Raw genomic sequence first — 25,726 nt, 5'->3', positions numbered from 1 at the left:
AGTTCGTAGCGGCGGCGTGTCATCATAGCTCCTAATTCGGAAGCCTTGAATCACGCCGAACGCAATACGCCAAGAGAATTTATGAGTTTACGGCCCAGCACACAGCGGCACGCAGTCGCGGGAGCGGCGAGGATCCCAGATACCGTAACATGACAGAAGACGGGTCAACACCGTTTTCCCCGGTCCGCGCAAAGGGGAGCGCGCAATTGACCGTGCGCTCCAACTGGCGATCTCCTGCTTTTCAAAGCCTATCAGGGACGCGCACGGGCGGCATACCTCAGAACCGCACCAGAGCACTTCGAGCAACGCTCTTGATCACTGCATCGACCCGTTTACGGTCGCGGCGGTATCAGCGCATTTCGTGCCATGTGTCGACCGCGACCAATGTTCTTCATGCAACTGGGGCAATGAACACTGGCCGAAGTGGCCCTGGATCACCCCCCGAGCACAAACCGGGAAAATGCCAGAGAATTACGCGCATCGTCATCCATCCTGGCTTCGTCTGCGCCATCTGTCAGATCACGCCAAACACGAATGTCAGAGCCAATCGTGCCGCCGGTCTTGACGAACGGTTCCATCACGACCGCACCGGTGTAGTTGATCTCACGGAGCGCGAGGCCGATCTCGTGCCAGGGTATTCTGCCCTTCCCAGGTACACGGCGATTACTTTCCCCAGTGTGGAAATGACCTAGCAGCGGACCGGCGTTGCGGATGGCGTCGCCGAAACTGTCTTCCTCGATGTTCATGTGGAAGGTGTCAAGCATCACCTTGACGTTCGACTTGCCGACGTCCTTCACGAAGGCAACGCCTTCAGTGGCGGTGTTCAGAACGTGGTTCTCGAACCGGTTCAACACCTCGATGCAAAGGTTTATGCCGAGGTCGTTCGCAAAGTCTGCAATGCTGTGTATGCCTTCGACACCGCGAGCCCGATCGCCGACCTTGTCGACCGGTTGCGTATAATCGACCGGCCAGTACGAATGCAGTGCACCGCCGATCGTCTTGATATCAAGCTTGGCCACATTGGCGAGCGTCTGCTTGAAAAATGCCTTGCCGGCTTCCCTGACTGCACTGTCGGGCGACGACAGGTTTTTGCTCTTGGAAGGACCAATACCTGCAGTCAGGATGATGTTGTTATCTATCGCGCTCTGCCTGATGATCGCGAGGTCAGCATCACTGTATTCATTGATATGATGCGCCGCGACTTCGATAACGTCGAAACCAAGTTTCGCGACCTTTTCAATGTACGGGCCAAACTTTGCGCTCCACTCATGTTCCCAGTAAGAGTAGTAGATGCCATGTTTCATAGGAGCCTCCTTGAGGTTTCAACTTGCATTTCCTGCCGACGCTTTGTCGGACAGATACGAACGATGGTGCCTGACAGGGCGACGGAACCGACGAAGACGGTAAAGCGACCCGGTGGCGAAAGGCGGCGAAGCGAAAGGCTTCGTTCCGACTTGGAGAATTAATTGTTGTCGATGCGTCGGTCGGGCTCAGCGCTTCCCGAGATGATGGCAAGGCCATTCGGCAAATCGTTCTCTTCGACCTTGCGATCGATTTCCCTTGGATCGAGCCCGAAGGACCGCCAGCGATCCTGGAGCCTTTTTCGCAGATTGTCCTCGCTGACGTCCACAAAGACAGTGAAGTCGAAAATCGGTTTCAACCTGTCCCAGGGGGCCTGGCGGGAGAGGAGGTAGTTCCCTTCGCAGACGATGATGTCCACCGATTGCGGGATCAGGCTTCCCCCAGCACGGGCGATTTCGATCATGCGATCGAAAACCGGGACGGCAATGACGTCATCTTCGTTTGCCTTGATCCGCTCGAGCATCCGACGGAACCCATGCGTGTCGAATGTGTCGATGGCTCCCTTGTAGGGCCGCCGGCCCATCTGCTCCAGCACGGCGTCATCATAGTGATAGCCATCCATCGGAAACAAAGCGGGCCTGACAGCGTACTCGGTCTTGAGATCGTGAACGACCTTTTCCGCGAGAGTGGATTTTCCCGACCCGGGTGCACCTGCAATGGCAATCAGGACTCTTCTGCCACCATTTTCAGATAGGCGCTGAACGGCGACTTTCGCGATCTCACGCGCGTTTGCATCAATCTTGCTCAAGGAGTTCCTCCTTTGCCATCCGCCAGACAGACCACGGCCTAGGCCCCGAAATCCCGCCACCCGTATTGAGCGGCCTTGCCACGCAGGAACGAGAGACCGCTCCCCATGACTTCCTCCACGTCGCGGGCCACCGGACGCCATGTCGATATGTCGCCGGCCATCTCCGTCGGCATGCTGACAAAGCTCTCCAGCACCAGTGCCCCTTTGAAGCCGATTGCCGAAAGGGCGACGAAGATCGAATCCCAGGGGACGTTGCCTGCGCCCGGCGTTCCACGATCGCTCTCCGACATGTGCATGTACTTGAGGTGATCACGAGCTGCGAGAATGCCGTTGGCGGCCCCCTTCTCCTCGATATTCATGTGGAACGTGTCCAGGTGGACGAAGACGTTGTCCATGCCGATCCGCTCGACCAGCGCTACGGCTTGCTCGGCGGTATTGACGAGATGGTTTTCGTATCGATTTACGGCCTCGACGCCGAGCTCAATACCCTTGGACCTGGCCCGTCTCGCAGCCGCCTCGAGGGCACGGGTAAGGTTGTCGTATTCGGCCTGGGTTGGCAGCGAGCCCGTTCGTTCATTGGTGCCGCCAAAGGTTACGCCGGTGAGCGCCTCGGCGCCCATTTCGGCGGTCTTGTCGATTGCTGTTTCCAAGTGGCGGATCGCCGCATCGGGTTGTCGTGATGCCCACGCCGCCTCGGGCAGCACGAGTGAGCATGCGGCTTTGATCCTGTTTGTCTCGAGGAGCGCACGAGTGTGCGCGGCGTCTAACGAGGATGCATCAACCAGCGGGATTTCGATAAATCCGAGCTGGTACTTCTTCGCCCCGGCAATGGCCCGCTCCGCACCTGCGCGGTCCCAATTCATTGTCCACATGCTTGCGTGAATTCCAAAACCCTGCACCGTTCAACCCTTCCTTCTACGTGCGGCCATGTAGGCCGAAGCTATGGTTCGCGCAGCCATGACGACGATCATCAAAACGCCCCATAAAGCCGTTGCGAGATGTTGGTTGGCCCCCATCAAATTGAGACCCGAGGACAGAAGCTGAAGCACGATGAGTGCGACGAAGACCGGCAAGACCCGCCCGAACCCACCAAAGGGGTTGATCCCACCCAGGAACGCCGCAAGAACGGTAATTAGCAGGTAGGATTCACCGTGACCGACGCGAACCGAATTGAACCGGGCAAGCATGATTACGCCGGCGACAGCACACATCACTCCGGACAAGGTATAGACCAGCACCAGAATGCGACGGGTATTGAGACCGGAGTAGCGCGCCGCGTCGATGTTCGAACCGATCATCAGGAGGCCAAAACCGAGCTTGAAACGTGTGAGCAGGAGCTGCCACAGACCGACGCACACGATGAAGATCAGGAGGGGAATCGGGAACCCGAATATCTGTCCGTGCCCGATCGGAGCAATGAAGGTCGGAAAGCCGGACACGTCGCCGCCACGCGTGAGGAATTCGCCCAGGCCGCGCAGGAAGATCATCATCGACAGCGTCACGAGGATTGGATGCGCACGTGTGTAGGCAATAGCAGCACCCGTCATCAGACCCGCTGCAGCGCCAGTGACAAGAGCCGCGATGACGCCAAGAAGAAAGGCAGACGGCGACGCATCGACACCACCGTACGTTTGCATCACCCACGCTGCGGCAAGACCCGACAGATTGGCGGTGAATGTCACGGACAGATTGATGCCGCCGGTCAAAAGCGGCAGCAGCATCGCAAGCGTCAGCAGGCCGAGTTCCGGTAACTGGAAAGCAACCGAGCCAAACGTTGCAGCGGAGATAAAATTGTTTGCTGCAAGACCGAAGATGACCATCACCGCCAGGAAGGCGATGGCCGGACCTGTCATATCCGCGCCGAAGGTGGCATTGAACCTTTGAGCTATGGCTTTCATGAGTGGGTGCTCCCCCTTCTGGTGCCGCCCTTGGCAAGGAATGGCAGAAGCTTGTCGATCCGTGCGGAAGAAAGCGTTATGGCGGCAAGAATGATCGCGCCGACGATCATCTTGAATGCGAATGGCGAGACGCCCATCAGGTTCAACCCGTTCTGGGTAACGGACACCATCAGCACCCCGAGAACGCATCCGATGACCGACCCCTTGCCGCCCCCGAGCCGCGCGCCGCCGAGAACCGTTGCGGCAAGGACGTCGAGTTCACGACCGTAAAGCGCGTTCGGAACGACCTCCTCGGCGTAGTGGGCCTGCATCAATCCACCGATACCGGCCATCAGACCGAGCCAGCCGAACGAAATGTAATGCATGGTTCCGATATTAATGCCGAAGCGGCGCGCTCCCTCCGGATTGTCGCCAAATGCGTAGAGCTGCCGCCCAACGGTGGTGCGCGAAATCATAAACCAGGTCGCTACACAGCAGAGGACCATGACGACGACAGGCAGGGTAAGCTCCACCCAAGACCCGTCGGCCATCTCGCGTTCGAAAAACACCACGCGCGTCGTCAGCCATTCGGGCAGGTCGTAGATCGAGACGCCCTTGGTGAAGAACATCAGGAGACCGAAGAAGATGTTGAAGGTCGAGATTGTCGCAACAATCGAGATGATATGGAGGCGGTAGACGAGTGCCGCGTTGATCAGGCCGAGGCCGATCCCGATCGCTCCGGCGATGATGAACCCTTCGGCCCAGTTGCCGCCGCCCAACGCGCCGAGCGCGAGAGCGGTGACATACTGCACGACGGATGCAGCGACGGCGAAAGAAATGTCGATCCCGCCTGAGATCAGGACGACGAGAAGTCCGACGGCGAAGATAATGTTGACGGCCGAAACGTTCAGCACATCAAACGCGTTGGAGATCGTCAGAAACCGGTCCGTCGCAAAGGACAGACCGAAGCAAAGCACGATCATGACCGCAAGAAGCGTGAACTCGGTTGTGTGTCCAAGGATCAGCCTACGCATAGACGGAAGCCTCCAGTTCGGCGAGCGATACGCTTCGCGGGTCGTAGGTCGCGTGAATCTTGCCTTCCACCATGTGAATGATGCGGTCGGCGTTGAAATAGACCTCCGGTGGTTCGTCGGAGATCAGGATGATGGCTAGACCCTGGGCCGCCAGCTTGTGTACGATCTCGAAGATGCCTGCCCTGGCCCCGACGTCGACGCCCACCGTCGGGGCGTCGAGGATCAGGATTTTGGGATCGATGGCCAGCCACTTGGCAATCGCAACGCGCTGCTGGTTGCCACCTGAAAGCGTCCGTATGGGATCATCAGGCGTACCGATCTTGACGCCGAGCGCGTTGATCCAATGGTCGACGACGCTTGCCTTCTTCGTCGGAGAGATCATCCCGCCCGACATAAGCTTGTCGAGGGATGCCATGACAAGGTTGTCGGCAATCGATTGCGGCTGGTTTAGGCCGAGTGACAGCCGGTCTTCGGACAGGTAAGCAACACCAGCACGAATGGCGTCCCGATTAGACCCGAAACTGACGCGCTCGCCCTCGATGCTGATCTCACCGGCTTGCGGCCGATGCATTCCGAAGATCGTAAGCGCCAGCTCTGTGCGACCCGCCCCAAGGAGGCCTGTAATTCCGAGCGTTTCACCGCGCCGCAGGTCAAATGAGATGTTCTCGAACTCTTTCGCTCGTGTAAGTCCACGCACGGAGAGCACGACTGGATCTTCATCGTGATCGTTGGCGATGACGATGTTGTCGAAGTTGCGACCCGTCATGAGTTCCGTCACGCGCGACTGGGTCATGCCTTCGACGGGGTAAACGCCAACCAGCGCACCATCGCGGAGCACCGTCATCCGATCGGAAATCTCCAGGACTTCGGCGAGGCGATGCGAGACGAACACGACCGCGACGCCGGATGCCGACAGGTTGCGAACGATGTCGATCAGATAGTCGGTTTCGGATTGCGTCAGCGACGCAGTCGGCTCATCCATGAACACAAGGCGAGCTTCGCCGACAAGTGCTCGCGCAATGGCGACGATCTGGCGTTGCGCAATTGGCAGCTCCTTGAGTGGCAGGTCGGGGTCGATCGTAACGCCGAGCCGGGCAAGCGCCCTTTCGGCCGCGTCTTCAATCTTCCGCTTGTCGACGAGGCCGTATTTGCCATTGACCGCGTACTGAAACCCGATGTTTTCGGCGACCGTCATCTCCGGGAAGAGCGCCAGGTCCTGCCAGATGACCTGAATGCCAAGTGACTGCGCCAGCGTCGGTGTCATCGCTGTGACCGGCTGGCCGTCGAAGAAGAACTCCGCACCATCCTGCGGTTTATAGACGCCGGTTATGACCTTGATCAGCGTGCTCTTGCCGCACCCGTTTTCTCCTGCAAGGCAGTGGACCTCGCCGGGATTGACCTCGAACGAGACCCCTTTCAGAGCCCGCACACCGCCAAACGTGACTTTGATATTCTTGAGTGAAAGGAGCGGTATAGCGCTCATGGCATATCTCCCTGATCAGCCGCCCGCTCGGCGGGGTCCGCAGGTACCAGTAAATCTTAAGGAGTGGGTCGCGTGGAGCGAGCTCCTCGCGACCCCAGGCTGAGGCCTCGGGAGGTTAGAGGCCCATGCCAACCAACTTGTCGATGCTTTCCTTGTTGATGGCCAAGAGCTGATCAACGATGATTGTATTTCCTTCTGGAGTGATCTTGCCGAGACCCTCTATGTCATCGCCGGCTTTCGGCTCCTGCCCCTTGGAAATGCGATCAGCGAGCGTCACGAAGACCTCACCGGCCTGCTTGGGATTCCACATGAACCCGCCGGTCAGAGCACCCGACTTGATGAGCTTCGCACCCTGTCCTGGCGAGAACGGCCCGATCACAAAGACCTTTCCGTCCTTGCGGCGCTCTTCAACAGCGCGGCCCGCACCAATCGGACCTTGCGAGCCGAATGCGAGGAAGCCCTTGAGATCGGCGTTCGCTGCCATCAGGTCGAGAGCGGTCGAACGGCTCTTGTCGACATCTTCAGCTACACCGTAGCGGTCGCCTACCAGCTTCATGTCGGGATAGTTGGCCTTGATATAAGCAATCGCAGCATCGGCCCAGGCGTTGTGCAGAGGAACGGTCAACGACCCAACGAAGACCGCGTACGAGCCCTTGCCACCCATCTTCTCGGCGAGGAGCTTGCCATGCGCCTCACCGAAGCCCTTGGCGGAAGCCAGTTCGAAGTCCCAGTTCGCACCGACCTGCTTGGGTGATTCATGCGTAATGACCTTAATGCCAGCATCCTGGGCCTTCTTCAGCACCGGCTCAAGAACCTTGGCGTCGTTGGGAACGACACCAATGTAATCGACCTTTTGCGCAATCAGGTCTTCGATAGCGCGAACCTGGAGAGCCGGATCGGCGCTGGTCGGGCCGACCATGAAGCCCTCGACGCCGAGCTTGGCGCTCTGCTCCTTGATGCCGGCCTCCATGGCATTGAACCACGGGATGCCGCCAATCTTAACGACCACACCAATCTTTGGCCCGGCAAATGCAGTCGATGCAAGAAGCGTCAGCGAGAGGCCGAGCGTGATTGCGAGCATTCTCTTCATGGGTTTCTCTCCTCCAAACAGCGGGCAAAGGAGATGCGCCCACACGAGCCCCATGCTGGTGTGCCAAGCGTTTTCGGCTCCATGACAGAACCTCCTCCCTCGTCGCCTTCCTCAAAGCGCCCATCTTTTTGCACAATCGTTATTGCTTTCTTGCACAATCGATGGTGCAATAACCATAACATCAAAAAGCCTTTCGTCAAGAGGTGCGATTGTTCTAAATAGTGACGAGAGGCGAGGAGATTCGCGGATGTCGGAAAAAGAGCAAAAGAAAGCAACGATTTACGATCTGTCTGTCGTATCCGGCGCGTCGCCTTCGACCGTCAGCGCGGTTCTGAACGGCACCTGGCGCAAGCGGCGGATCTCGGAGGAAACAGCGGACAAGATCATGACGCTCGCTAAAGCACACCGCTACACGGCAAATCTCCAGGCCCGTGCGCTGAGAAGCTCGCGATCCGGCCTTACCGGACTGCTCCTGCCCGTCTATGATACCCGGTTCTTCTCCTCAATGGCTCAGACCTTCGAAGCGAAGGCGCGTCAGCGGGGGTTGGTCCCCATGGTTGTTTCAGGACGACGGGATCCTGAGGAGGAACGACGCACCGTCGAGTCGCTGATCGCATACTCCATCGATTCTCTCTTCGTTGCCGGCGCGACCGATCCCGACGGCGTTCATCAGGCCTGTTTGCGGGCGGGCGTGCCGCACGTAAACATCGACCTGCCCGGCAAGTACGCACCATCGATTATTTCGGACAACCGGCAGGGCGCGGAGGCCCTGACGACAGCTATCATTCGACACGCGGAGGGAATGGGGCCGCTCGCGCCCGAGGACGTGTTCCTGTTCGGCGGGCGCGACGACCACGCAAGCCGTGACCGCGTGATCGGCTTCCATGCGGTAAAGCACTCCATTTTCGGCGGTGACGTCCCGAAGGACGACATAGAGACAACCGGATATTCTCCGGGAATGACCGCCCTCGCTTTCGAGCGCTTTTACGAAAAACATGGCCGACTGCCGCGCTGCTTCTTTGTGAATTCCTCAATCAACTTCGAGGGCCTGTTGCGATTCATGGGACGTCACGACGGAGAAGCCTTCGGGGACATCGTCGTCGGCTGCTTCGATTACGATCCTTTTGGATCGTTCCTTCCCTTCCCCGTCTACATGATCAAGCCAAACGTTTCCGAGATGCTCGATCGGGGGTTTGACTTGCTCGAGGACGACGATGCGGAGCCGCAGATCATCATGATTGAGCCGCAACTCGTGCCTCCACGCACGGCACTCGAAGGACCTCTCGACGCGATAAAAGATCCGTCGCCCTCTCTCGACCGACCAGGCCGACATTAATAATGAAATCTGCTTGGGCCACGAACGCATTCCATGGGATGAGTAATCGTTCGGTCAGCCCCGGTCCGGGCGCCACCCCCCCCGGTGCTCAGCCGGCAGCGGACACATAGTCCAAAATGAGCTTTATCGACAATCCGAGCAAGGCAATCTCGACCAGGCGGAAAAAGAGCTTGTCGGGAATCACTTTCGTCAACTTGCGTCCAACGAAGCTTCCAATGATCGCGGCCGGAACGATGCAACTTGCCAAGTTGACGTCGAACTGGGCAAACTGTCTCAGTTGCCAATAAGGGACTATCTTTGCCGCGTTCACGATCGCGAAGAGAATTGTCGAGGTCCCCGCAAACACCACGACGCGTCGCGTCCGTGGCTCGGTCGGGCATGGTGCGAGCCGCCGAGTGGCCTGTTTTGCCGGAAAATAAACCGACATTGAGAAAGCCTCAAAGCGGATTACAATGGAGCATCGCGTAGTGGGGATCTTGAGGGGTTCTGAACGCCACCGGGGCTCGCGTAGTGTCAGAATTTCGGGCCGGCCGACGTTTTCACCATGTTCGGATTCACCGCTCTATGCGGGATAAAAAACGTATCAACACAATTGATCCGTTCAATTATCTCCGTTAGGTTGATAACTGGCATTATAGTCGCGCAGCAACCGGCGTTCGAAGGAGACACCGATGAAAGATGGACCGCACGCAGTCGATGTTCACGTCGGGAAGACGATCCGCATCAAGCGATTGATGAGGAAAGTATCGCAGACAGAGCTCGGTGACAGGGTCGGCGTCACGTTTCAGCAAATCCAAAAATACGAAAAGGGCTCGAATCGTGTTTCGGCAAGCATGCTTGTCGAAATCGCCGGCGCCCTCGACGTCGATGTCCGGTCCTTTTTCGAGGAAGTCAACGCCAACATGGCGAATGACAACCCGTCGCCAAGCGAGGAATTTGTCGTTTCGCGCGACGGCGTCCTCCTCAATGCCGCCTTCCTGTCGATCAAAAGCGAATCGGTTCGCAAGAAGATCGTAAAGCTTGTGCAGGCAATTGCCGGCATGGATCACACGGACGACGAATAAACGTCAACGTCCTCCCGGTCCTGAACGTCAGTGGCAGTCGAGAAGCACCAGGTTTTCGGCTGCGTCTTTCATCGCGACCTGCGTTTTTGTGCCGATCAGCTTCTCAAGATTGACGTCGAGCTCCCGCTCCGGATCAATCCCGTCCCAGTCAATGACAACCTGAAGAAGAGCCATGTTCGTCAAGTGCATCAAATTTTGCAGCTTGAGCTTATGGGCCTCATCTTTTGCGGCCGACAGCAACCGGAAAATTCTGGCGTACTCCTTCCCCGTTCCTTCGTCCCTTGTCAGAATGTTCATTGCCACCGCCTTCTCCATAGATGAGCCCTCCGGGGCTTCAACACGACCCATCATTTACAGGCGGCGTTACTCGGGCGTTACAGGCGTGACAGCACCCGTGACTTCGGCACGCAAATGCTCCCAGTGAGAGGTGGCAGCAAAGCCCCAGTCACGGTTCTGCGCAACAAATTCCACGTCCTGCAGATATTGCAGCACGAGATCGGCATCCTTTCGCTTGCGCTCGACCTTGCCTGCGCGAATCGCCCGCAGGATTTCCTTAGCCCGGCCCTCGGTCGAAAAATTGCAACCCTCGACGGCCTTCGGATAGGTTCGCTCGGAAAAATGCAGCGAGCGACCGGCCAGAAACAGCATCTTCTGCTCCGCAAGCGATAGCGCGCCATTCCGGTAGAGCCGGGTGATCGTCGGTTCGAAGTCCACCCAGGGAATGGAAAGGGGCAGCCAGCCGAGCTCGGCGGGTGCATGCACGAGGGCGACGGCCTCATCATCAACCAAGGTGCCGCTTTCATAATCGTCGTAGATCGACCCGATGCCGACCATCCCGAAGTCGGCACATTCGGCCGCGCGAAGCGCGCCCATGCTGGCGCCGCCAACCACGATCACATTGTGCTGCAGGGCATAGAGGATTTCCTTGTGCCATACGGACGGCACCTCGCCGAAGAAGCCATCAACAATCCCGATTGCTTTTGCGCCGTCCTGGACGGCTTGCAGGATGTCGCCGCGCGCTGCCGGTCCACGGAAAACCACTGAGGGATTCTCCGCACGCAGCCTGTCGATGTCAGCGCCGAAACTGGGCCCCGCGAAAATGATTCTCATTGCAAAGTTCCCTGCATGGCGCTGACGGCGCGAAGCCCCAGCTGGATATACTCTCCGCTGACATCGACCTCTAGCCCCGGGACGATGACTCGTACGACCGAGACCGGCAAATGCCGATGCTCGAGTGGGACAGCCACCACCTGCTGGATGCCCCTTGCCTTCAGTCGGTCGAGAATGTGACTGATGTTTTCCTGGATTGTCCGCTGCTCGGATCCGAATGTGGCGGCGACCGGCTTTTCATTGCAGAGATTGACCAGATCCTGCATCGGGCCGCCATCCTCCATTCTTTGGTAGATGCGCGGAGAAAAGTCGTCTCGGCTTCCCGCAATCGCCGTCAAGCGGCTTTGCGCGGCTTCGGTGATGGCACGCAACGCTGCCCGTATGGGATCGGGGTGACATCCACATCCCCCACATACATGGGTCCAGCGGGCGTCAACCCGTTCCCCGAGATTTCCCGGGATGATCACCGCAAGAAAGCTTGGAACCCCGATATCGGTCGTCATGTTCAGCAGCAGCAGGCGCATGCCAGCGCGCTCGATGCGGTCGACGATGATATTCAAAACGGTGTCGCCGAAGGCGGCAGGATCGATCCGGGCACCGCGCAGCTGATCGTAGGGCCGCAGCTGCGTCAGCGCCCACGCGTCGCGTTCGACCAGTTCACAAAGGCCGTGCAGGACGGCTTCGGCGGGCCGGTTGCCGGAGGCAAGACCATCGCTCGACTGTTCGAAGCCAGAGGGCCTCGCTCCCCTGTGGTCGAGGCCGACCAGGGGCCAGGGAACGAAGACCGGGCGATCGGACATGATGTCGAGACCCTCACTCCATGCGAGCGGCTGGTCACCGATTTCGGAAGGCACACACCGGGCAACAGAATCGAGATCGATCATCGGCGCGCGTTCGGCCTTCATGCCCTCGAGCGTCGCGATGACAGGCGCGCCTGGCGGAATTTCCGCAACGCGGGTCTCGACTGCCTCCATAGCGGCGGAAGTCATGGCAGCCTCTTCATCGATCCCCTTGCCCTGAAAAACCGAAAGCGTGTAGCTGTTCGGCCGCGTGGCGAAAGCCACGGGAATTTCGAGCAGATCGAGAGCCGTCAGCAGCCCGACGCGTGTGATGCCGAGCTCCTTGAAATACGGCTTGATCGCCGCGAATGTCTGTCCAGGCGTCATTAAGCGGTCGTGATAGCTGTTGATGCCGGTCGACGACAGGCTGAGATCGCGAGCCAAACGCTCCAGTTCCGTCTGAACAGACATTCGCATGTTCCTCAACGAAACTTCAGGGCGTGAACGATGTTCGCCGTGGCGTTCGTGTCGAGCTGGACGCATTCCTGCTTGAGAACGGCCTGGGCGGCTGCGGACAGGCGGACTGCAACGGGCTTAATCTGGGTCGTCGTCATCGGGTTTCTCCTGGTTGGGCAGCTGGGTGCTGCAGACAGGAGAGAACATGCCTCGACAGGCGTTATTTCGGCGTGACCGCACTCAGCACAAGAAACCAGCCCAAAAGGCGGAACGTGTAACGCTTCAGGACAATCCGGCCATGCGCAGGCCGTCAATCAGCTGGCGCGTGTCGTCAGGATTGCGGTCAGGCACGAATTGCCACACGTCGTCGGTGCGGAAATCGGGAAAATTCTCGAGCACGATCGAGGCGTATCGCGACGCAGCCCTGCGGTCACCGTTCTTTGCATGGGCCGCGGCAAGGAGGCGAGAGGTTGCCGGACGATCCTTGACGCGATCCAGAACCTCGATGGCCTTGGCGTAGTTTTCCTGCACGAAATGGATCCCGCCGAGGTTCCAGTAGTAGTAATCGGGCGGCAGAGGATTGAGCTTGAGCGCTGCCAGGCTGAGTTCGAGCGCCCGGTCGCTCTGCCCGTCATGCAAGAGCGCGTCCGCGTGGTCAGCCAGGATATCGGCATCGTTGGGGTTGAGCATCTGTGCTTCGGCAAAGAAATCCAGGCTGTCGCCGAAGCGCCGGCGATAGAGGGCGACAAAGCCGAGCTCACGCATCGCCCGCCCGCTGTTCGGATCGTTGTCACGGGCAAGCCACGCAAAACGATCCGCCTCCTCCAGCAACTGCGTGTCCTTCATTCCCCGGACGAGCCACTCCATTCCCAGCACGCGCGCCATGCCGGCATTTGCAGAGGAGAACCTGTCGTGACGCGCAAGCGCCGACTTGAACCATTTTCTCGCCTGGCGCAGATGCTGCAGGTCGGTCTTCGAGACCAGCCGCTTTCCTTCGAGATAAAGGCGATAGGCCGACGGATTGACGTCATGGGTCATGTCCAGCAGCTCGCGCCGCTCGATCGTATCGGCCAGCGTCATCACGATACGCCGGGCGAGCTGGCCGAACGATTGGTTGACCTTCTGGATGGCAAGCGGCAGGTCGATCGCCCACAGCACCTCGGCGGTCGAGGTTTTCGTCAGCCGGCAGGTTGCATAGATGTCGTCCTCGCGGCCATGAATGGTGACGTAGACCGTGTAGTCGAACCTGAGTTCGGGTGGCGTCGGAGCTGACAGCGCTCCGGTCACGCTGCGGTTGACGATTTCGAGACTGGTATGGGCAGCGATCACCTTGAAGCCACGCTGCTGGCTCAATCCGATCGTCACCTCTTCAAGAAGCGCGCGACCGACACGCTGCAGCACCGGATCTGACAGGATCGTATCCGGCGGCAATATCAGGACTCGCGGCTGACCAAGGGGATCCAAAGTGATACTTGCCGCAGTCGGGGCGGCCTGCCCGGCAAGCCCGGCCGGAACGATGATCCCGAGTTCATGAGCCAGGACCTGGGTCGCGGCATCCGGCTCTGCACCGTATTCGCTTTTGAGTTCACTGCGGCAACGCGAGTAAGCCTGGCGCGCGGCGGCCACGTCTCCGGCCTGCGAATGCATTTGCATCAACGCCCGGCAAGCGATCTCGTTTGCGGGATCAGCATCGATGAGCAGACCGGCGAGCAGAAGGATATCGTCGGACGTCAGTTTTTCCGGCGCGTCGAGAAGGGCGACGATATGGGCTTCACGGCGCTGCTCCACGCGTTGTCGCTCGACGACAACCCTCTCTTCGGCCTCCATCGTCGGCGCCTTGAATCCTTCAAGCAAGTCACCGCGAAACAGGTCCCACGCAGGCCGAGGCAAGGGCGCGGCCATGTTGCTGAGCATCAGGACGTCGGCTGCCCAATCCTCGTGATTGAAGAACACATGGGTGTTGGTCGCCTTCAAAAGCCGCGGCACTTCCTCAGGAACCCCGCGATCAATGCGGGCAAGAAGCTGGCGCAAGCTGCCGGCGCGCTGCTTCGACTGGTCCGACTGCCAGAGAATGGAGCGCAGAACCTCACGATCCATCGCAAACTGGGGAGCAGTCACGAGAAAGACGAGAAGCGCATAGGCCTTTTCAGGCAAGACGATCTCATTGCCATCTGCGAATAACGCGGGCGTACCAAGTAGACGGAGAAATCGGCTCTTTTTGCCTGTCACGGGCAACTCGCGATTGGGGGATCTACCTCAACTATAAGGGTAATCACTGCCAACGCAAAGGATTATGCGTGTCAGGTTGAATATTTCAACCGGTGGATGATGCAAGCAAGCGACCACGTCAAAAAGCCGCCTTCCAGAGAACGAATCCGTTGTCGAACGTACGCTCCAGAAGAACGTGGCGCCAGTCGAGATCGGCGCCACTGATATCGAATAATGACGGCCCGATCAGGCAGCCGCGGCCGCGTAACCGGTGGTCGGAACTTCCGAGATCGTCTTCAGAACCTGCGAGGCGATCTGGTAAGGGCAGCCCTGGGAGTTGGGGCGACGATCTTCGAGGTAACCGCGGTAGTCGTTCTTGACAAAGGAGTGCGGAACACGGATTGACGCGCCACGATCAGCAACGCCGTAGGAGAACTTGTTCCACGGGGCAGTCTCGTGCTTGCCGGTCAGGCGCAGGTGGTTGTCCGGACCGTAGACATCAATGTGATCCTGGAGGTTCTTATCGAACTGAGCCATGAGTGCTTCGAAATAGGCCTTGCCGCCAACTTCGCGCATGAACTTGGTCGAGAAGTTGCAGTGCATGCCCGAGCCGTTCCAGTCGGTATCGCCGAGCGGCTTGCAATGGAACTCGATGTCGATGCCATACTTTTCGCAGAGGCGCAGAAGCAGATAGCGCGCCATCCAGATCTGGTCGGCGGCTTTCTTCGAACCCTTGCCAAAAATCTGGAACTCCCACTGGCCCTTTGCCACCTCGGCGTTGATGCCTTCGTGGTTGATGCCTGCGGCGAGGCAGAGGTCGAGATGTTCTTCAACGATTTCGCGGGCGATCGAGCCGACGTTTTTGTAGCCAACACCCGTGTAGTACGGACCCTGCGGAGCCGGATATCCGGTTTCCGGGAAGCCGAGCGGACGGCCATTCTCGTAGAAGAAGTATTCCTGCTCGAAGCCGAACCAGGCGTCTTCGTCGTCAAGAATGGTTGCGCGGCTGTTGGACGGATGTGGCGTAAGGCCATCGGGCATCATGACTTCGCACATGACGAGCACACCGTTCGCACGGGCCGGATCCGGATACAGCGCGACAGGCTTCAACACGCAGTCAGAGCTGCGGCCTTCGGCCTGCATCGTGGAGGAACCGTCAAAGCCCCAGAGCGGAAGCTGCTCGAGCGTCGGGAAAGCGTCGAATTCCTTGATCTGCGTCTTGCCGCGCAGGTTTGGTACCGGGGTGTACCCATCGAGCCAGATGTACTCGAGCTTATACTTTGTCATTTGCGAGTCTCTCAAACATGAACCGTGAGCAAATCCTCAAGCAAACGGCCGCAGAAAGGCCGCCCGCGAAGGGATGCCACCTATCATGCACGTAGCGTGCCAGTTTGAGTTCGTCCCGCGGGGATCGGCGCCCAATTTTTCGTCTTGGCGGTAGATCCCCACGGAACTGATAGCGGACTCAATCAGTTAGTGGGAGAAAGACATCCCTACCCCTGTCGATCGGTGGCGTCGTTGGAAAATCCTTCGTCAGGGCGGATATTTGGCAACACACCGGCACCGCACAACAATTAGGCAATTGCCCATTTAATTTACTCGACGAAAAACTGATACAAAGACCAGCAGATCTCAATGCACATTATTCCAACAAATATTGCCTTATTTTCAATCATATCGCGCATTTCCTGTGCATCTATGCTATATCGATCTTGAGACGACGGAAGTGGATGAGCAAGGAGGCAGGAAATGGCCATTGGTGTGCATCACGAGACAGCGACGATCTACGCCTTCCCGGGAAAGCGTTTCACGGCGGAGCCGCGCAAGTCTATTGATCTTGAGAGCCAGATAGAGCCTTCCGTCTATGACAGCTGCTGGTACCACGACGAGGCAATGAAGGAAGCTGAAAAGCCATGCCCACCGAAATCCAAACCGCGCATCGTGGACTGATACTAGAGACGACGGCCAATCGCCCGTCGGCTGTCGCACACGGGCGATCGGCACGCTATTGCGCATGACCCCGACCGCTTCCCCCCTGCCCAACACAGGAAACCTAGCAGTTTCCATTCAGCCCGGTATTGAGGACTTTCGCTCGAAAGCCTAAGCACCGTTTCATGGTCAAAAAGGACATTGCAATACTTGGCGGCGGCCCGGCAGGACTGATGGCCGCGGAAAGCCTGGCGGCAAACGGTCACGCCGTTACGGTTTATGAAGCCATGCCGACGGTAGCGAGGAAATTCCTGCTCGCCGGGAAATCCGGGCTAAACATCACGCATTCCGAAGACTATACTGATTTTACCCGGCGCTTCGGCCCGTCGAATTTCCGGTTGCGGGACGCGCTTGACGCCTTCATGCCATCCGACGTGAGGGCCTGGGCGGCGGCGCTTGGGACCGAAACCTTTATCGGATCCTCCGGACGTGTCTTCCCTGTCGTCATGAAGGCCTCACCGCTCCTGCGGGCCTGGCTGCGGCAGCTTGAGGCAGCAGGCGTTCGTATCCGGACGCGGCATCGCTGGATGGGTTTTTCCGACGGTGGCTATCTGATCGCATCGCCTGACGACACCAGGGTCGTTCGTCCCGATGCCGCGCTGCTCGCACTCGGCGGCATGAGCTGGCCGCGGCTCGGGTCGGACGGAACATGGGCTCCGTGGCTGCGCGAGCAAGGCATCACCGTCAATGGCTTCCGTCCTGCCAACTGCGGCTTCGACGTCGACTGGAGCGACATCTTGCGCCAACGCTTTTCCGGCGCGCCCGTCAAATCCGTCACGGCAACCTCGCAGGCAGGCACCCTACCCGGCGAATTCGTCATCAGCCAGCGTGGCATCGAGGGGAGCCTCGTTTACGCCCATGCAGCAGCATTGCGGGACAGGTTGTCACGCGGCGAACCGGCTTCGCTCGTCATCGATCTGGTGCCGGGCCGTTCCGGCGACCGGATTGCACGGGACCTCAGAAAGCAGGATGCCAAGGCGAGCCTTTCCAATCGCCTGCGCAAAGGCGCGGGTATCGACGGAGTGAAGGCCGCCCTGGTTCGTGAGCTTGCCCTCAGCGGAGAACTCAACGATCCGGATCGACTGGCAAGACTGATCAAGGCCTTGCCCATTCCCGTTTTGAGGCCGCGTCCCATAGCCGAGGCGATCTCATCGGCAGGTGGCATCGACTGGGCCGGCATCGACCCGAACTACATGCTGCGGGCCATTCCCGGGCTCTTTGTGGCAGGAGAAATGATCGACTGGGAGGCGCCGACAGGTGGTTACCTGCTGACAGCCTGTTTTGCCACCGGCCGCGCCGCAGCGCGCGGCATCACCGACTGGCTCGCCCGATCACAGCGTCCGGACGCACCGTAACGCATGGGACGGCCGGCTTTGCCCTCGGGCACTCGGACGGTCCAAAGCGCCCTCAACTGCGGCCTGTCAACCGCAACCGGAGAGCGCCGATGCTAGCGCTGCCTGGGCTGGAATGTATGTTCCTTGGCGGGGAACTGCCCGTTACGGACCTCCTCGGCATAATCCCGGACGGCCTGTGAGACAAGCGGGCTCAGATCGGCGAAGCGCTTGACGAACCGTGGCTTGAAATCATTGAACAGCCCCAGCATGTCATCCGACACCAGAACCTGGCCGTCGCAGGCTGGCGACGCACCAATACCGATGGTCGGTACCATCAGGCTGGCGGTAATCTGCCGGGCAACGGGCTCGACGGTGCCCTCCACGACAACAGCGAAGGCGCCGGCCTTCGCGACCGCCTCGGCATCGCGGTGGATCTTTGCAGCCTCTTCGTCCGAATGACCGAGCGAGCGGAATCCGCCGGCTGTATTGACCAGTTGCGGCATGAGCCCGACATGACCGAAGACCGGCACGCCCCTCGCCGTGAGGAAGGCAACCGTTTCGGCCATCTCCTCGCCGCCCTCGAGCTTGACGCCATCGCAGCCGGTCTCCTGCATCAGCCTGACGGCGCTGCGAAAGGCCTGCTCCTTCGATTCCTGGTAGCTGCCGAACGGCAGGTCGACAATGACGCAGGCATGCGAGACGCCACGCATGACCGCGCGGCCATGCGCGGCCATCATGTCGAGGGTCACGCCAACGGTCGTCTCCATGCCATAAAGGACCATGCCGAGGGAATCCCCGACCAGCAGAAGGTCGCAATGGGGATCAAGCAGCCGTGCAATCGGTGTCGTGTATGCCGTCAGGCAGACGACGCGGTCCTTGCCCTTCATTGCTCGGATGGATGCCGTCGTCTGGCGCTTCTCTTTGCCGTGAGCGCTCACTATGCTGCCCTCGAATGCTGGGTCGGGCTAACCCCGATGACGCGGTTATCAAGCAGACGCGTCGTTCCAACGCGCACGAAGAGTGCGACGAGCGCAGGCGCAGACTGCAAAGACGGCAATGGTTCGAGCGTCTCGGGGTGGCGAACGGCGACCACCTCCGGCGTAGCAAGCGGTTCGGCGGCGATGAATGCTTTCAAAAGCCTCTCCATCTCGTCGGCACTGTCACAGCCGCCCGCGTAAAGCCTTTCGGCTTCCTGAAGCGCCCTCGGCACGATCACGGCCGCGGCCCGTTGCTTCTCGTCGAGATAGACATTGCGCGACGAGCAGGCGAGACCATCGGCTTCCCGCACGGTCGGAACGGCAACGACCTCAACCGGCTGGGCAAGATCCTCGACCATGCGCCTGATCAGCGCCACCTGCTGGTAATCCTTCTCCCCGAAATAGGCTCGATCGGGCTGTACGATGTTGAGAAGCTTGGTCACGACAGTCGCCACACCGGCAAAGTGTCCCGGCCTGACCTCTCCCTCCAACACGCTTCCAAGCCGCGGAACATCGACGACGGCAAGCATCTCCCGCGGATACATGTCGCTGACCTCCGGGGCGAAAAGGACGTCGACACCGGCTTTTTCGAGCATGTTGGAATCACGCGCCAGATCGCGGGGATACTTGGCAAGGTCCTCGTTCGCGCCAAACTGCAAGGGGTTCACGAATATCGAAACGACGCTCACCGCATTGTCACCGCGCGCACGCGCGACCAGTTCCATGTGCCCGACATGGAGGTAGCCCATCGTGGGAACAAGACCGATCGAACGCCCCTCACGTCGATGCCCGTGCAGGAATTGCCGCAGCTCTGCGATCGTGCGGATAGTGCGCATGTAACCTCCTCCAGATTTGCCTGTCGCGAGAGCGGTCCGGCAAACGGTGGCGGATAAAACTCGATTTGACAGACAGCGTCAACGCGGACCGCGCCATTATAACGATTAACACCGGGCTCGAGCATGCTTTAATTCGCCGTCCGACCGCAAATGGTCCCGCTGCCTATGTTTTCGCGAGGCGGCCATCGGCCTGGGGGCTATTCACCAGATGCGCGTCGGTCGGGCCTGCTTTATCGGGATAAGCGATTTTGTTTATTCTTTTTGTCCAAACTCCGCCCCACTGATGATAGAAGAAGGCCTCAAGGGATGAATGCCCTTCATGGATGTCACGGCAATGTCCGAGCAACAACGGAGGGATAGTGACCAATCCTTATGAGATTCTTGGTGTACGGCGCGACGCGACCGACGACCAGGTGAAGGCTGCGTACCGCCGGCGCGCCAAAGCGACCCATCCGGACTCGGGCGGCGACCCGGATGCTTTCAGCCGCGTACGGAAGGCCTACGAGCTTCTGCAGGACCCGGTGCGCAGGAAGGTCTTCGACGACACCGGCTATGACGTGGAACTTGCGGACCCGGTAGACCTCCAGGCCCTGATGGTCATCGAGAAACTCGTCAACCAGCTGACCCTCGACGAGCGCGAGCCGGGGACATTCGATCCGCTCACACGCATGCGCACGGATCTTTCCGAGGAAATGCGCAAGGCGCGCTTCAGCAAGCGCGAACTCGAACGTCACTCCCAACGCATCGAGCATCATCTTGAGCGGTTGGAAAAGCGGCCGTCAACGGACATTTTGGGCTCGATGCTCCGGGCCCGCATCAAAACCATAGCGATCGCGATCAGCGAAACGGACGCCAAGATCAAGGCCAATGAACGCGCCTGCGAAATGATCTACGACTACAGCTACGAAGTGGACGTCCAGGAGCTCGAGGATGGCCTTGCCGTCGAGGACCAGTCACCGCCAGCCATTCGCAAACGTGAGGACCGGCCGCTCTGGGTCGTACCCTCCGCAGCCCAGGAGGGTTGAGGGCCAGACCAGGGCGGGCCGCCCTGGCCAACAAGACAAGATCAGGGAGGCTTCGTCCCTCAGGCGGCACGCTGCTCCGTGCCCTGGATCGCGGCGAGCTTCCACTCTCCCGCGCCCTTGCGAAGGAATGTCCAGATTTCGGTCGTCTCCGTCGGGCGGCTGTCATCGCCGCTGACGAGCTTGCCGCTGCCCCGCTCGACGAGCGAATCAATCGAGGAGTAGCGCATCGCAAGCGTTGCGTAATCGGCGCCATCCTCGCGCCAGGCTTCGGCGACATCACCCTGCAGCAGCTTGACACTCGAGACCTTGTTGCGCACGCCATTCGTGGCGTTCTCGCCAAGCTCCTCGGCAAGGTAGGACATCGCCTCGGGCGTCGTCAGTCGACGCAACGTGGCATAGTCTTCAGCCCCATAGGCCGTCTGAATTTCCGTCAGCAATTGTTCGAAGCGATCAAGGTCGCCCTGCCCAAGACCGACCTCGTCGCCAGACTTCGAATTCGTCTGTCCGCCACCGTCGCCCGCGCCTGTGCCGATCGAAGGAATGCGGAACGAAGAGGTGTTGCCACCAGCCGCGATGGGGCTATGAGGGGCCGGACCCGCGGCCGGGCCATAGGCAGGCTGGCGCCGGTTGGCAAAGAAGCGCATGGCAAAGGAAATCGCGATCCCGATCAGCACGATCTGCAGCAACATGCCGAGGAAGCCGAAGCCGCCGCCAAAGCCATGGCCGAGCAGCATGCCGAGAAGGCCGCCGGCGACAAGGCCACCGATCATCGACCGGCCGAAGCCGTTAAACAGGCCAGGGCGCTGCGTATTGACGGCCGATTGGCCTGCATAGGGAGCAGTGTTCTGGGGGCGCGGCGTCATCGACCGCTCGATCGGAGCAGCCGGGGCCGGCGCAGTCCTCGTCACCGGCGGCGCCTGGAACGTCCTGGTGCCACGGCTGCCAAAGCCGGAGCCGCCGGCGCGACGCGCATCAGCATCCCCGATTGAGGCAAAAACGGTAGTGCCTGTCAGGACGGCAATCGCCGCGAACTTGGCAAAACGCGAAACGGCACCGGGCATCAAATCTTCTCCTGTCGTGACGACCAACTGATGTCAGGGGGATATATAGGGATTGCTCGGCCGGTTTGAAGCTTTTGGCCGGTTCAATGTCTATTGGCAGACATCCACCCATGTCGCGCCGGTGAGGTCTGCCAGGCGTTCGGTGGAAATTCGAACGGCCGAATTGGTTGAGCCTGCAGCCGGCACGACCACGTCAAATCGCCTGAGTGAAATGTCGCAGTAGACCGGCAATCTCGTCGGGAGCCCGAACGGGCAGACCCCACCGACCGGATGGCTCGTCACATCCATGACTTCATCCGGGCCGAGCATCCGGCCCTTGGCGCCGAACCGGTCCTTGACCTTTCTGTTGTCAAGCCTCGACAGGCCGCCGGCCACAACGAGCATCGTCTCTTCACCCACCCGCAGGCAGATCGTCTTGGCAATCTGCGCCGGATCGACCCCATGCGCCTCGGCCGCCAGCGCCACGGTTGATGAACTCTCGGCCGTTTCGATGATTTCTATATCGGGAGCGTGGGCGCTGAAAAACGCGCGGACGGTTTCTAGACTCATGACGGGAGGCTAGCCCAGGATCTGCGGCAAATGAACCCCGATTTGACAGTCTCTATGCACCAGCTGCCGATGTCTCGATCAATTTCACGCTATTTTCCTGACAGAGACGCCGAATAGAGGGGGTGACGCAACGATCGGTGATGAAGGTATGCACCTGCGGTAGCTGAGCGATTCGAACCGGCGCCGTGCGCTCGAATTTCGTCGAATCAGCCACAAGAATGACGTGGCGGGCATTGGCGATGATTGCCTGCGCGACCTTCACTTCGCGAAAGTCGTAGTCAAGCAGGGCACCGTCCTCATCGATCGCCGAGGTCCCGATGACTGCATAGTCAACCTTGAATTGCCGGATGAAATCGACCGCCGCCTCTCCAACGATACCGCCATCCGACCCTCGCACCACACCGCCAGCGATCACGACCTCGATGGTCGGAAACAGTCGCAGCCGATTGGCAACATTGATGTTGTTGGTGATCACCATCAGTTCCTGGTGGTTGGTCAGCGCTTCGCCAACCGCCTCTGTTGTCGTCCCGATGTTGATGAAAAGCGAGGCGTTGTTGGGAATGAGCCCGGCCGCGGCAATACCGATGGCTTGTTTTTCCGACGCTGCAATCTGGCGCCTCGCTTCGTACTTCACGTTCTCGGTGCCACTCGGAAACGTCGCGCCGCCGTGGACACGGGTTAGGATCTGTGCGTCACAGAGATCGTTGAGATCCTTTCGAATCGTTTGCGGGGTTACCGAGAAATGTGCCGCGAGCTCCTCCACGAACACGCGTCCATCCGACCTTGCCATCCCGACTATTTCCGTTTGTCGATCGCTCAGGAACATGCGTGCGGTCTCTTTCGTTTCCGTTTTCGGTTCACATGGAATGCTTAGCAGAGGCGAAGACGCGCGCAAGACAGATGATGATAAACAGACAGCAGCAAATGTCTGGTCCGACAATGTGGACAAAAGCCAGTTTAATCGCGCGGCCCTAAAACTTTACAGGGCGATGGTATCGGGGCTTGCAATGGCATGCCAATCCGAGGATAGAGACTGCGGCGCGCCTTGCAGCCGCGGGTGCCGACGTATCCTCGATCCCTGCCACGCCGGCCAGAGCACGATCCGTCACAATTGTGGACACACACGCAGAAGGTGTTGTAGATAAGAATGGTCGGAAATACTATGGATCGGCGCCATCAACGGCAGACGACACGATGATGAGTCTCGGTTTCCCGGAAACGCGGAATACGTCAATCGTGCATCATGCCAAAAAAGACGCGGAATAGATGCTGGAACTGACTACGGCAACAGGACAGAGGCGTTTGCAACGGTCGATCGGTGCGTACGTGATTAACATGGACGGCTCCTCCGATCGGTGGGCGGAAGTGTCGTCGCAGGCAACCTTGGCCGGCATTCAGATCGATCGCGTCCCCGGCGTCGATGGACGCTCCATTCCTGTCGTGGAGAGATCCGGCTTCAACGAGAAGAAGTTCCTGCGCCGGAACGGGCGGCAGATGCTTCCCGGCGAATATGGCTGTTATCGTGCCCACATGAGGGCACTGCAGGCTTTTCTTTCGAGTGACTACGAAAACGCCATCATCATGGAAGATGACGTGGAACTGCGGCAGGATTTCACACAGAGGGCGGCGGCGATCCTGCAGGCTGTTCCGTCCGCCGAGGTGGTCAAGTTGCTCAATCACAGGTCAAAATGGTGCCGCACCGTCGCTGTCTCCGAGTACGGAGACGAAATCGGGCGTTGCCTGCACGGCCCGCAGGGCTCCGCCGCCTGCTATCTTGTCACGCGCGAAGGCGCCCGAAAGCTGCTCCGAAGCGCCAACGACATCGAATTTCCCTACGACATGACCCTCGAGCGCGGATGGAAGACAGGCGTCAGCATCTACACCGTCCGGCGCAATATCGTTGAACTCTCCGAGCGCTCCACCGTGAGCCAGATCGCCAACAGGGCTGAATACCGTGCCGTCAAGTTGCGAGGCGTCCGCAAGATCGGAACGCATTTGCTTCGTATGCTCGAGTATGCGCGCCGAATACGGTATGCACTATCATGACAATGCCCATATCCGTCACCCAGGTGAAGTCGACAGGCCTTGACGTCGTTCTCGCCATTCTCTGGCTCGGAATGATGTCGGTGACCGTGATAGAAAGTGATTTCTATCGCTACGCTGCCCTTCTCCTCCTGGGCTTGACCCTCGCCTATCGCAGGGCGCCCATCCGCGCCAATTCAGGCGACTGGCTGGCGATCCTCTGCGTCGCCTGGGGCGCTTTCGCGTTGGTAAGGTTTCTCTTCGGGTTGATCGTTGACCATGAAAAGGGCGCGTCCGAGTGGCTCTACGCCTTCGCGATCTTCTTTCCCGCGATGGGCATGGCGCTCAATGCAAGCTGGCACTTGGTCAGGCCGATCCTCCTAGCATTCTTCTGCACCGTACTGGTCGTGCTGATCATATCGACACCCTTCTCCATGCTGCTTTCCGGAGAGCGGATCTCACCCGCCTTCCACCATAATTCGATCCACGGCGCGGTCGGATGTGGCTTTCTCTTCATCGGAGCCTTCTACTGGGCCCTGCACCAATGGGAAATCGGAAGCTCGGCGCGGACCAAGTCGATCGTCTTGGCGATTGCCGTGGCCGTGATCGGACTTGCGATCCTCAACGTCTATGGCGCCAAGTCCAAGGGAGTGTGGGTTGCCCTGCTTCCAGCCCTTGGGCTTATGCTTGGTACAACATTGTTCTACCTCAGGCGCAAGACCGTCTTGCTGGCCGCGATCGCCGGGCTCCTGGTATTATCATGGGGCGCCTATGAGGTTCGTGGCAATGTCGCGCATTTCGGAGCCGCCACGTTCGAGTCCGTCATGGGTATCGCCAGTCGGGTAGAAAGCGGCGTTTCCGTCGAACACGTCATGCAGGACGCGATCGCTTCCCCGGATACGCCGCCATCCCTGGATGAGCGACTGCAGCTCTGGGCCAACGCGATCGACGTCATATCTGTCGCACCGGTCTTCGGCAGCGGCAATGGTTGGCTGGCGATCTGGCAGACCACGCCGTACCGCGGTGTCACCTACACGCTAATGCACAATGGATATCTCGAGATCCTCATCCGCTATGGTTTCGTTGGTCTTGCCATTCTGGCGGTGATCGTCCTTTCAGGCCTTTACCGTGTCTATCGGGCTTGCGCGGCCGGCATCGTCAGCAGGAGCGCGTTTGCCTGCCATCTGACGTTCGCGATCTACTTTGCCACCACGATTCTCAGCAATTCCAACAACCGACTTGCGATCGGAGAATCCTACGCGCTGCTTTTCGGGGCCATATGTTTTGCCTGCTCGATGAAGCTTCGTTCGGCCTCCATTGCCGATCGACGTAACGGGGCCTCGCTTTCTGGCGGCTCGTCGATGCCGCAGCCGGTCGGGGGCTAGA

26 protein-coding genes are annotated in these 25,726 nt (G+C 59.3%); 7 read left to right on the top strand and 19 right to left on the bottom strand.

Translation table 11 applies throughout. From position 1 onward, the window contains the following. Window positions 1-434: 434 nt before the first annotated feature. The 7 genes from FHT77_RS29805 to FHT77_RS29775 all read right to left on the bottom strand — a co-directional run bounded on the left by FHT77_RS29805 (window position 435) and on the right by FHT77_RS29775 (window position 7,594). On the bottom strand, window positions 435-1,304 hold the full coding sequence (locus tag FHT77_RS29805) for a sugar phosphate isomerase/epimerase family protein (RefSeq protein WP_183759094.1): 870 nt from the start codon (window positions 1,302-1,304) through the stop codon (window positions 435-437). A 158-nt stretch (window positions 1,305-1,462) separates the two neighbouring features. After that, the gene (locus tag FHT77_RS29800; RefSeq protein ID WP_183759093.1) at window positions 1,463-2,110 is read right to left on the bottom strand and encodes a nucleoside/nucleotide kinase family protein; all 648 of its coding nucleotides are present in this window, start codon (window positions 2,108-2,110) and stop codon (window positions 1,463-1,465) included. Between the two features lie 38 nt (window positions 2,111-2,148). Further along, the gene (locus FHT77_RS29795) at window positions 2,149-3,009 is read right to left on the bottom strand and encodes a sugar phosphate isomerase/epimerase (protein ID WP_183759092.1); all 861 of its coding nucleotides are present in this window, start codon (window positions 3,007-3,009) and stop codon (window positions 2,149-2,151) included. Window positions 3,010-3,012: 3 nt separating this feature from the next. Continuing rightward, window positions 3,013-4,008 (bottom strand): ABC transporter permease, encoded by a 996-nt coding sequence (locus tag FHT77_RS29790; RefSeq protein ID WP_183759091.1) that lies wholly within the window; start codon window positions 4,006-4,008, stop codon window positions 3,013-3,015. Beyond that, window positions 4,005-5,021, bottom strand: coding sequence for an ABC transporter permease (locus tag FHT77_RS29785; protein ID WP_183759090.1), 1,017 nt, complete (start codon window positions 5,019-5,021; stop codon window positions 4,005-4,007). Before FHT77_RS29785 ends, FHT77_RS29790 begins: the two co-directional genes overlap by 4 nt. Further along, a complete protein-coding gene (locus FHT77_RS29780) occupies window positions 5,014-6,504 on the bottom strand; it encodes a sugar ABC transporter ATP-binding protein (RefSeq protein ID WP_183759089.1) in 1,491 nt (496 codons plus the stop codon). The genes FHT77_RS29785 and FHT77_RS29780 overlap by 8 nt, the downstream gene beginning before the upstream one ends. A 115-nt stretch (window positions 6,505-6,619) precedes the next feature. Continuing rightward, a complete protein-coding gene (locus tag FHT77_RS29775) occupies window positions 6,620-7,594 on the bottom strand; it encodes a substrate-binding domain-containing protein (protein ID WP_028827899.1) in 975 nt (324 codons plus the stop codon). A gap of 247 nt (window positions 7,595-7,841) precedes the next feature. Between FHT77_RS29775 and FHT77_RS29770 the strand changes: the two genes are divergently transcribed. After that, the gene (locus FHT77_RS29770) at window positions 7,842-8,930 is read left to right on the top strand and encodes a LacI family DNA-binding transcriptional regulator (protein ID WP_183759088.1); all 1,089 of its coding nucleotides are present in this window, start codon (window positions 7,842-7,844) and stop codon (window positions 8,928-8,930) included. Window positions 8,931-9,018: 88 nt separating this feature from the next. Here FHT77_RS29770 and FHT77_RS29765 read toward each other — a convergent pair whose 3' ends face one another. Next, window positions 9,019-9,357: a sulfite exporter TauE/SafE family protein gene (locus FHT77_RS29765; RefSeq protein ID WP_183759087.1), complete on the bottom strand. Its 339-nt coding sequence runs from the start codon at window positions 9,355-9,357 to the stop codon at window positions 9,019-9,021. A gap of 244 nt (window positions 9,358-9,601) precedes the next feature. Between FHT77_RS29765 and FHT77_RS29760 the strand changes: the two genes are divergently transcribed. Beyond that, window positions 9,602-9,994, top strand: a complete 393-nt coding sequence (locus FHT77_RS29760; RefSeq protein WP_183759086.1) for a helix-turn-helix domain-containing protein — start codon at window positions 9,602-9,604, stop codon at window positions 9,992-9,994. 27 nt (window positions 9,995-10,021) lie between these two features. On the opposite strand, the gene FHT77_RS29755 is transcribed toward FHT77_RS29760, so the two are convergent. The 6 genes from FHT77_RS29755 to FHT77_RS29735 all read right to left on the bottom strand — a co-directional run bounded on the left by FHT77_RS29755 (window position 10,022) and on the right by FHT77_RS29735 (window position 15,834). Continuing rightward, the gene (locus tag FHT77_RS29755) at window positions 10,022-10,291 is read right to left on the bottom strand and encodes a hypothetical protein (RefSeq protein WP_183759096.1); all 270 of its coding nucleotides are present in this window, start codon (window positions 10,289-10,291) and stop codon (window positions 10,022-10,024) included. Between the two features lie 66 nt (window positions 10,292-10,357). Then, window positions 10,358-11,104: a TfuA-like protein gene (locus FHT77_RS29750; protein ID WP_183759085.1), complete on the bottom strand. Its 747-nt coding sequence runs from the start codon at window positions 11,102-11,104 to the stop codon at window positions 10,358-10,360. Beyond that, a complete protein-coding gene (locus FHT77_RS29745) occupies window positions 11,101-12,354 on the bottom strand; it encodes a YcaO-like family protein (protein ID WP_183759084.1) in 1,254 nt (417 codons plus the stop codon). The genes FHT77_RS29750 and FHT77_RS29745 overlap by 4 nt, the downstream gene beginning before the upstream one ends. Window positions 12,355-12,365: 11 nt before the next feature. Beyond that, window positions 12,366-12,497 carry a hypothetical protein gene (locus tag FHT77_RS32015; RefSeq protein ID WP_259130587.1) on the bottom strand — a complete coding sequence of 44 codons (132 nt, stop codon included), beginning with the start codon at window positions 12,495-12,497 and terminating at the stop codon, window positions 12,366-12,368. Window positions 12,498-12,621: 124 nt separating this feature from the next. Continuing rightward, window positions 12,622-14,568: a BTAD domain-containing putative transcriptional regulator gene (locus tag FHT77_RS29740; RefSeq protein ID WP_183759083.1), complete on the bottom strand. Its 1,947-nt coding sequence runs from the start codon at window positions 14,566-14,568 to the stop codon at window positions 12,622-12,624. A gap of 225 nt (window positions 14,569-14,793) precedes the next feature. Continuing rightward, the gene (locus FHT77_RS29735) at window positions 14,794-15,834 is read right to left on the bottom strand and encodes a glutamine synthetase beta-grasp domain-containing protein (protein WP_183759082.1); all 1,041 of its coding nucleotides are present in this window, start codon (window positions 15,832-15,834) and stop codon (window positions 14,794-14,796) included. Window positions 15,835-16,296: 462 nt separating this feature from the next. On the opposite strand from FHT77_RS29735, the gene FHT77_RS29730 reads away from it, so the two are divergent. Next, window positions 16,297-16,497 carry a DUF2735 domain-containing protein gene (locus FHT77_RS29730; RefSeq protein ID WP_183759081.1) on the top strand — a complete coding sequence of 67 codons (201 nt, stop codon included), beginning with the start codon at window positions 16,297-16,299 and terminating at the stop codon, window positions 16,495-16,497. Window positions 16,498-16,661: 164 nt separating this feature from the next. Beyond that, window positions 16,662-17,891: a TIGR03862 family flavoprotein gene (locus FHT77_RS29725; protein WP_183759080.1), complete on the top strand. Its 1,230-nt coding sequence runs from the start codon at window positions 16,662-16,664 to the stop codon at window positions 17,889-17,891. A gap of 92 nt (window positions 17,892-17,983) precedes the next feature. Here FHT77_RS29725 and panB read toward each other — a convergent pair whose 3' ends face one another. Then, the gene (panB, locus tag FHT77_RS29720; RefSeq protein ID WP_183759079.1) at window positions 17,984-18,808 is read right to left on the bottom strand and encodes a 3-methyl-2-oxobutanoate hydroxymethyltransferase; all 825 of its coding nucleotides are present in this window, start codon (window positions 18,806-18,808) and stop codon (window positions 17,984-17,986) included. Continuing rightward, on the bottom strand, window positions 18,808-19,683 hold the full coding sequence (panC, locus tag FHT77_RS29715) for a pantoate--beta-alanine ligase (protein WP_183759078.1): 876 nt from the start codon (window positions 19,681-19,683) through the stop codon (window positions 18,808-18,810). The genes panB and panC overlap by 1 nt, the downstream gene beginning before the upstream one ends. A 359-nt stretch (window positions 19,684-20,042) precedes the next feature. Between panC and FHT77_RS29710 the strand changes: the two genes are divergently transcribed. After that, the gene (locus FHT77_RS29710; protein WP_183759077.1) at window positions 20,043-20,708 is read left to right on the top strand and encodes a J domain-containing protein; all 666 of its coding nucleotides are present in this window, start codon (window positions 20,043-20,045) and stop codon (window positions 20,706-20,708) included. A 59-nt stretch (window positions 20,709-20,767) separates the two neighbouring features. Here FHT77_RS29710 and FHT77_RS29705 read toward each other — a convergent pair whose 3' ends face one another. From FHT77_RS29705 to FHT77_RS29695, 3 genes are all read right to left on the bottom strand, one after another. After that, the gene (locus FHT77_RS29705) at window positions 20,768-21,769 is read right to left on the bottom strand and encodes a Tim44 domain-containing protein (RefSeq protein ID WP_183759076.1); all 1,002 of its coding nucleotides are present in this window, start codon (window positions 21,767-21,769) and stop codon (window positions 20,768-20,770) included. 90 nt (window positions 21,770-21,859) lie between these two features. After that, on the bottom strand, window positions 21,860-22,318 hold the full coding sequence (locus tag FHT77_RS29700) for a YbaK/EbsC family protein (RefSeq protein WP_183759075.1): 459 nt from the start codon (window positions 22,316-22,318) through the stop codon (window positions 21,860-21,862). 52 nt (window positions 22,319-22,370) lie between these two features. Continuing rightward, complete coding sequence (locus FHT77_RS29695) at window positions 22,371-23,144, bottom strand: DeoR/GlpR family DNA-binding transcription regulator (RefSeq protein ID WP_183759074.1); 774 nt, start codon at window positions 23,142-23,144, stop codon at window positions 22,371-22,373. Between the two features lie 440 nt (window positions 23,145-23,584). Between FHT77_RS29695 and FHT77_RS29690 the strand changes: the two genes are divergently transcribed. Next, the gene (locus tag FHT77_RS29690) at window positions 23,585-24,364 is read left to right on the top strand and encodes a glycosyltransferase family 25 protein (RefSeq protein ID WP_183759073.1); all 780 of its coding nucleotides are present in this window, start codon (window positions 23,585-23,587) and stop codon (window positions 24,362-24,364) included. Continuing rightward, window positions 24,361-25,725: an O-antigen ligase gene (locus FHT77_RS29685; protein ID WP_183759072.1), complete on the top strand. Its 1,365-nt coding sequence runs from the start codon at window positions 24,361-24,363 to the stop codon at window positions 25,723-25,725. The genes FHT77_RS29690 and FHT77_RS29685 overlap by 4 nt, the downstream gene beginning before the upstream one ends. The last annotated feature ends 1 nt before the right edge of the window (window position 25,726 follow it).

It is taken from the genome of Rhizobium sp. BK181 (assembly GCF_014193305.1).
GTDB lineage: Bacteria > Pseudomonadota > Alphaproteobacteria > Rhizobiales > Rhizobiaceae > Rhizobium.
Note: the sequence above shows the minus strand (reverse complement) of the source record. Positions and strands in the feature narration are given on the sequence as shown.

Excerpts from the sequence above, each read along its gene's own strand:
- FHT77_RS29685 (WP_183759072.1), top strand. The coding sequence starts at position 24,361 with ATGACAATGCCCATATCCGTCACCCAGGTGAAGTCGACAGGCCTTGAC.
- FHT77_RS29695 (WP_183759074.1), bottom strand. The coding sequence starts at position 23,144 with ATGTTCCTGAGCGATCGACAAACGGAAATAGTCGGGATGGCAAGGTCG.
- FHT77_RS29780 (WP_183759089.1), bottom strand. The coding sequence starts at position 6,504 with ATGAGCGCTATACCGCTCCTTTCACTCAAGAATATCAAAGTCACGTTT.
- FHT77_RS29725 (WP_183759080.1), top strand. The coding sequence starts at position 16,662 with ATGGTCAAAAAGGACATTGCAATACTTGGCGGCGGCCCGGCAGGACTG.
- panC (WP_183759078.1), bottom strand. The coding sequence starts at position 19,683 with ATGCGCACTATCCGCACGATCGCAGAGCTGCGGCAATTCCTGCACGGG.
- FHT77_RS29745 (WP_183759084.1), bottom strand. The coding sequence starts at position 12,354 with ATGTCTGTTCAGACGGAACTGGAGCGTTTGGCTCGCGATCTCAGCCTG.
- FHT77_RS29765 (WP_183759087.1), bottom strand. The coding sequence starts at position 9,357 with ATGTCGGTTTATTTTCCGGCAAAACAGGCCACTCGGCGGCTCGCACCA.
- FHT77_RS29735 (WP_183759082.1), bottom strand. The coding sequence starts at position 15,834 with ATGACAAAGTATAAGCTCGAGTACATCTGGCTCGATGGGTACACCCCG.
- FHT77_RS29775 (WP_028827899.1), bottom strand. The coding sequence starts at position 7,594 with ATGAAGAGAATGCTCGCAATCACGCTCGGCCTCTCGCTGACGCTTCTT.
- FHT77_RS29750 (WP_183759085.1), bottom strand. The coding sequence starts at position 11,104 with ATGAGAATCATTTTCGCGGGGCCCAGTTTCGGCGCTGACATCGACAGG.
- FHT77_RS32015 (WP_259130587.1), bottom strand. The coding sequence starts at position 12,497 with ATGACGACGACCCAGATTAAGCCCGTTGCAGTCCGCCTGTCCGCAGCC.
- FHT77_RS29805 (WP_183759094.1), bottom strand. The coding sequence starts at position 1,304 with ATGAAACATGGCATCTACTACTCTTACTGGGAACATGAGTGGAGCGCA.
- FHT77_RS29785 (WP_183759090.1), bottom strand. The coding sequence starts at position 5,021 with ATGCGTAGGCTGATCCTTGGACACACAACCGAGTTCACGCTTCTTGCG.
- FHT77_RS29790 (WP_183759091.1), bottom strand. The coding sequence starts at position 4,008 with ATGAAAGCCATAGCTCAAAGGTTCAATGCCACCTTCGGCGCGGATATG.
- FHT77_RS29760 (WP_183759086.1), top strand. The coding sequence starts at position 9,602 with ATGAAAGATGGACCGCACGCAGTCGATGTTCACGTCGGGAAGACGATC.
- FHT77_RS29755 (WP_183759096.1), bottom strand. The coding sequence starts at position 10,291 with ATGAACATTCTGACAAGGGACGAAGGAACGGGGAAGGAGTACGCCAGA.
- FHT77_RS29700 (WP_183759075.1), bottom strand. The coding sequence starts at position 22,318 with ATGAGTCTAGAAACCGTCCGCGCGTTTTTCAGCGCCCACGCTCCCGAT.
- FHT77_RS29690 (WP_183759073.1), top strand. The coding sequence starts at position 23,585 with ATGCTGGAACTGACTACGGCAACAGGACAGAGGCGTTTGCAACGGTCG.
- FHT77_RS29705 (WP_183759076.1), bottom strand. The coding sequence starts at position 21,769 with ATGCCCGGTGCCGTTTCGCGTTTTGCCAAGTTCGCGGCGATTGCCGTC.
- FHT77_RS29770 (WP_183759088.1), top strand. The coding sequence starts at position 7,842 with ATGTCGGAAAAAGAGCAAAAGAAAGCAACGATTTACGATCTGTCTGTC.
- FHT77_RS29730 (WP_183759081.1), top strand. The coding sequence starts at position 16,297 with ATGGCCATTGGTGTGCATCACGAGACAGCGACGATCTACGCCTTCCCG.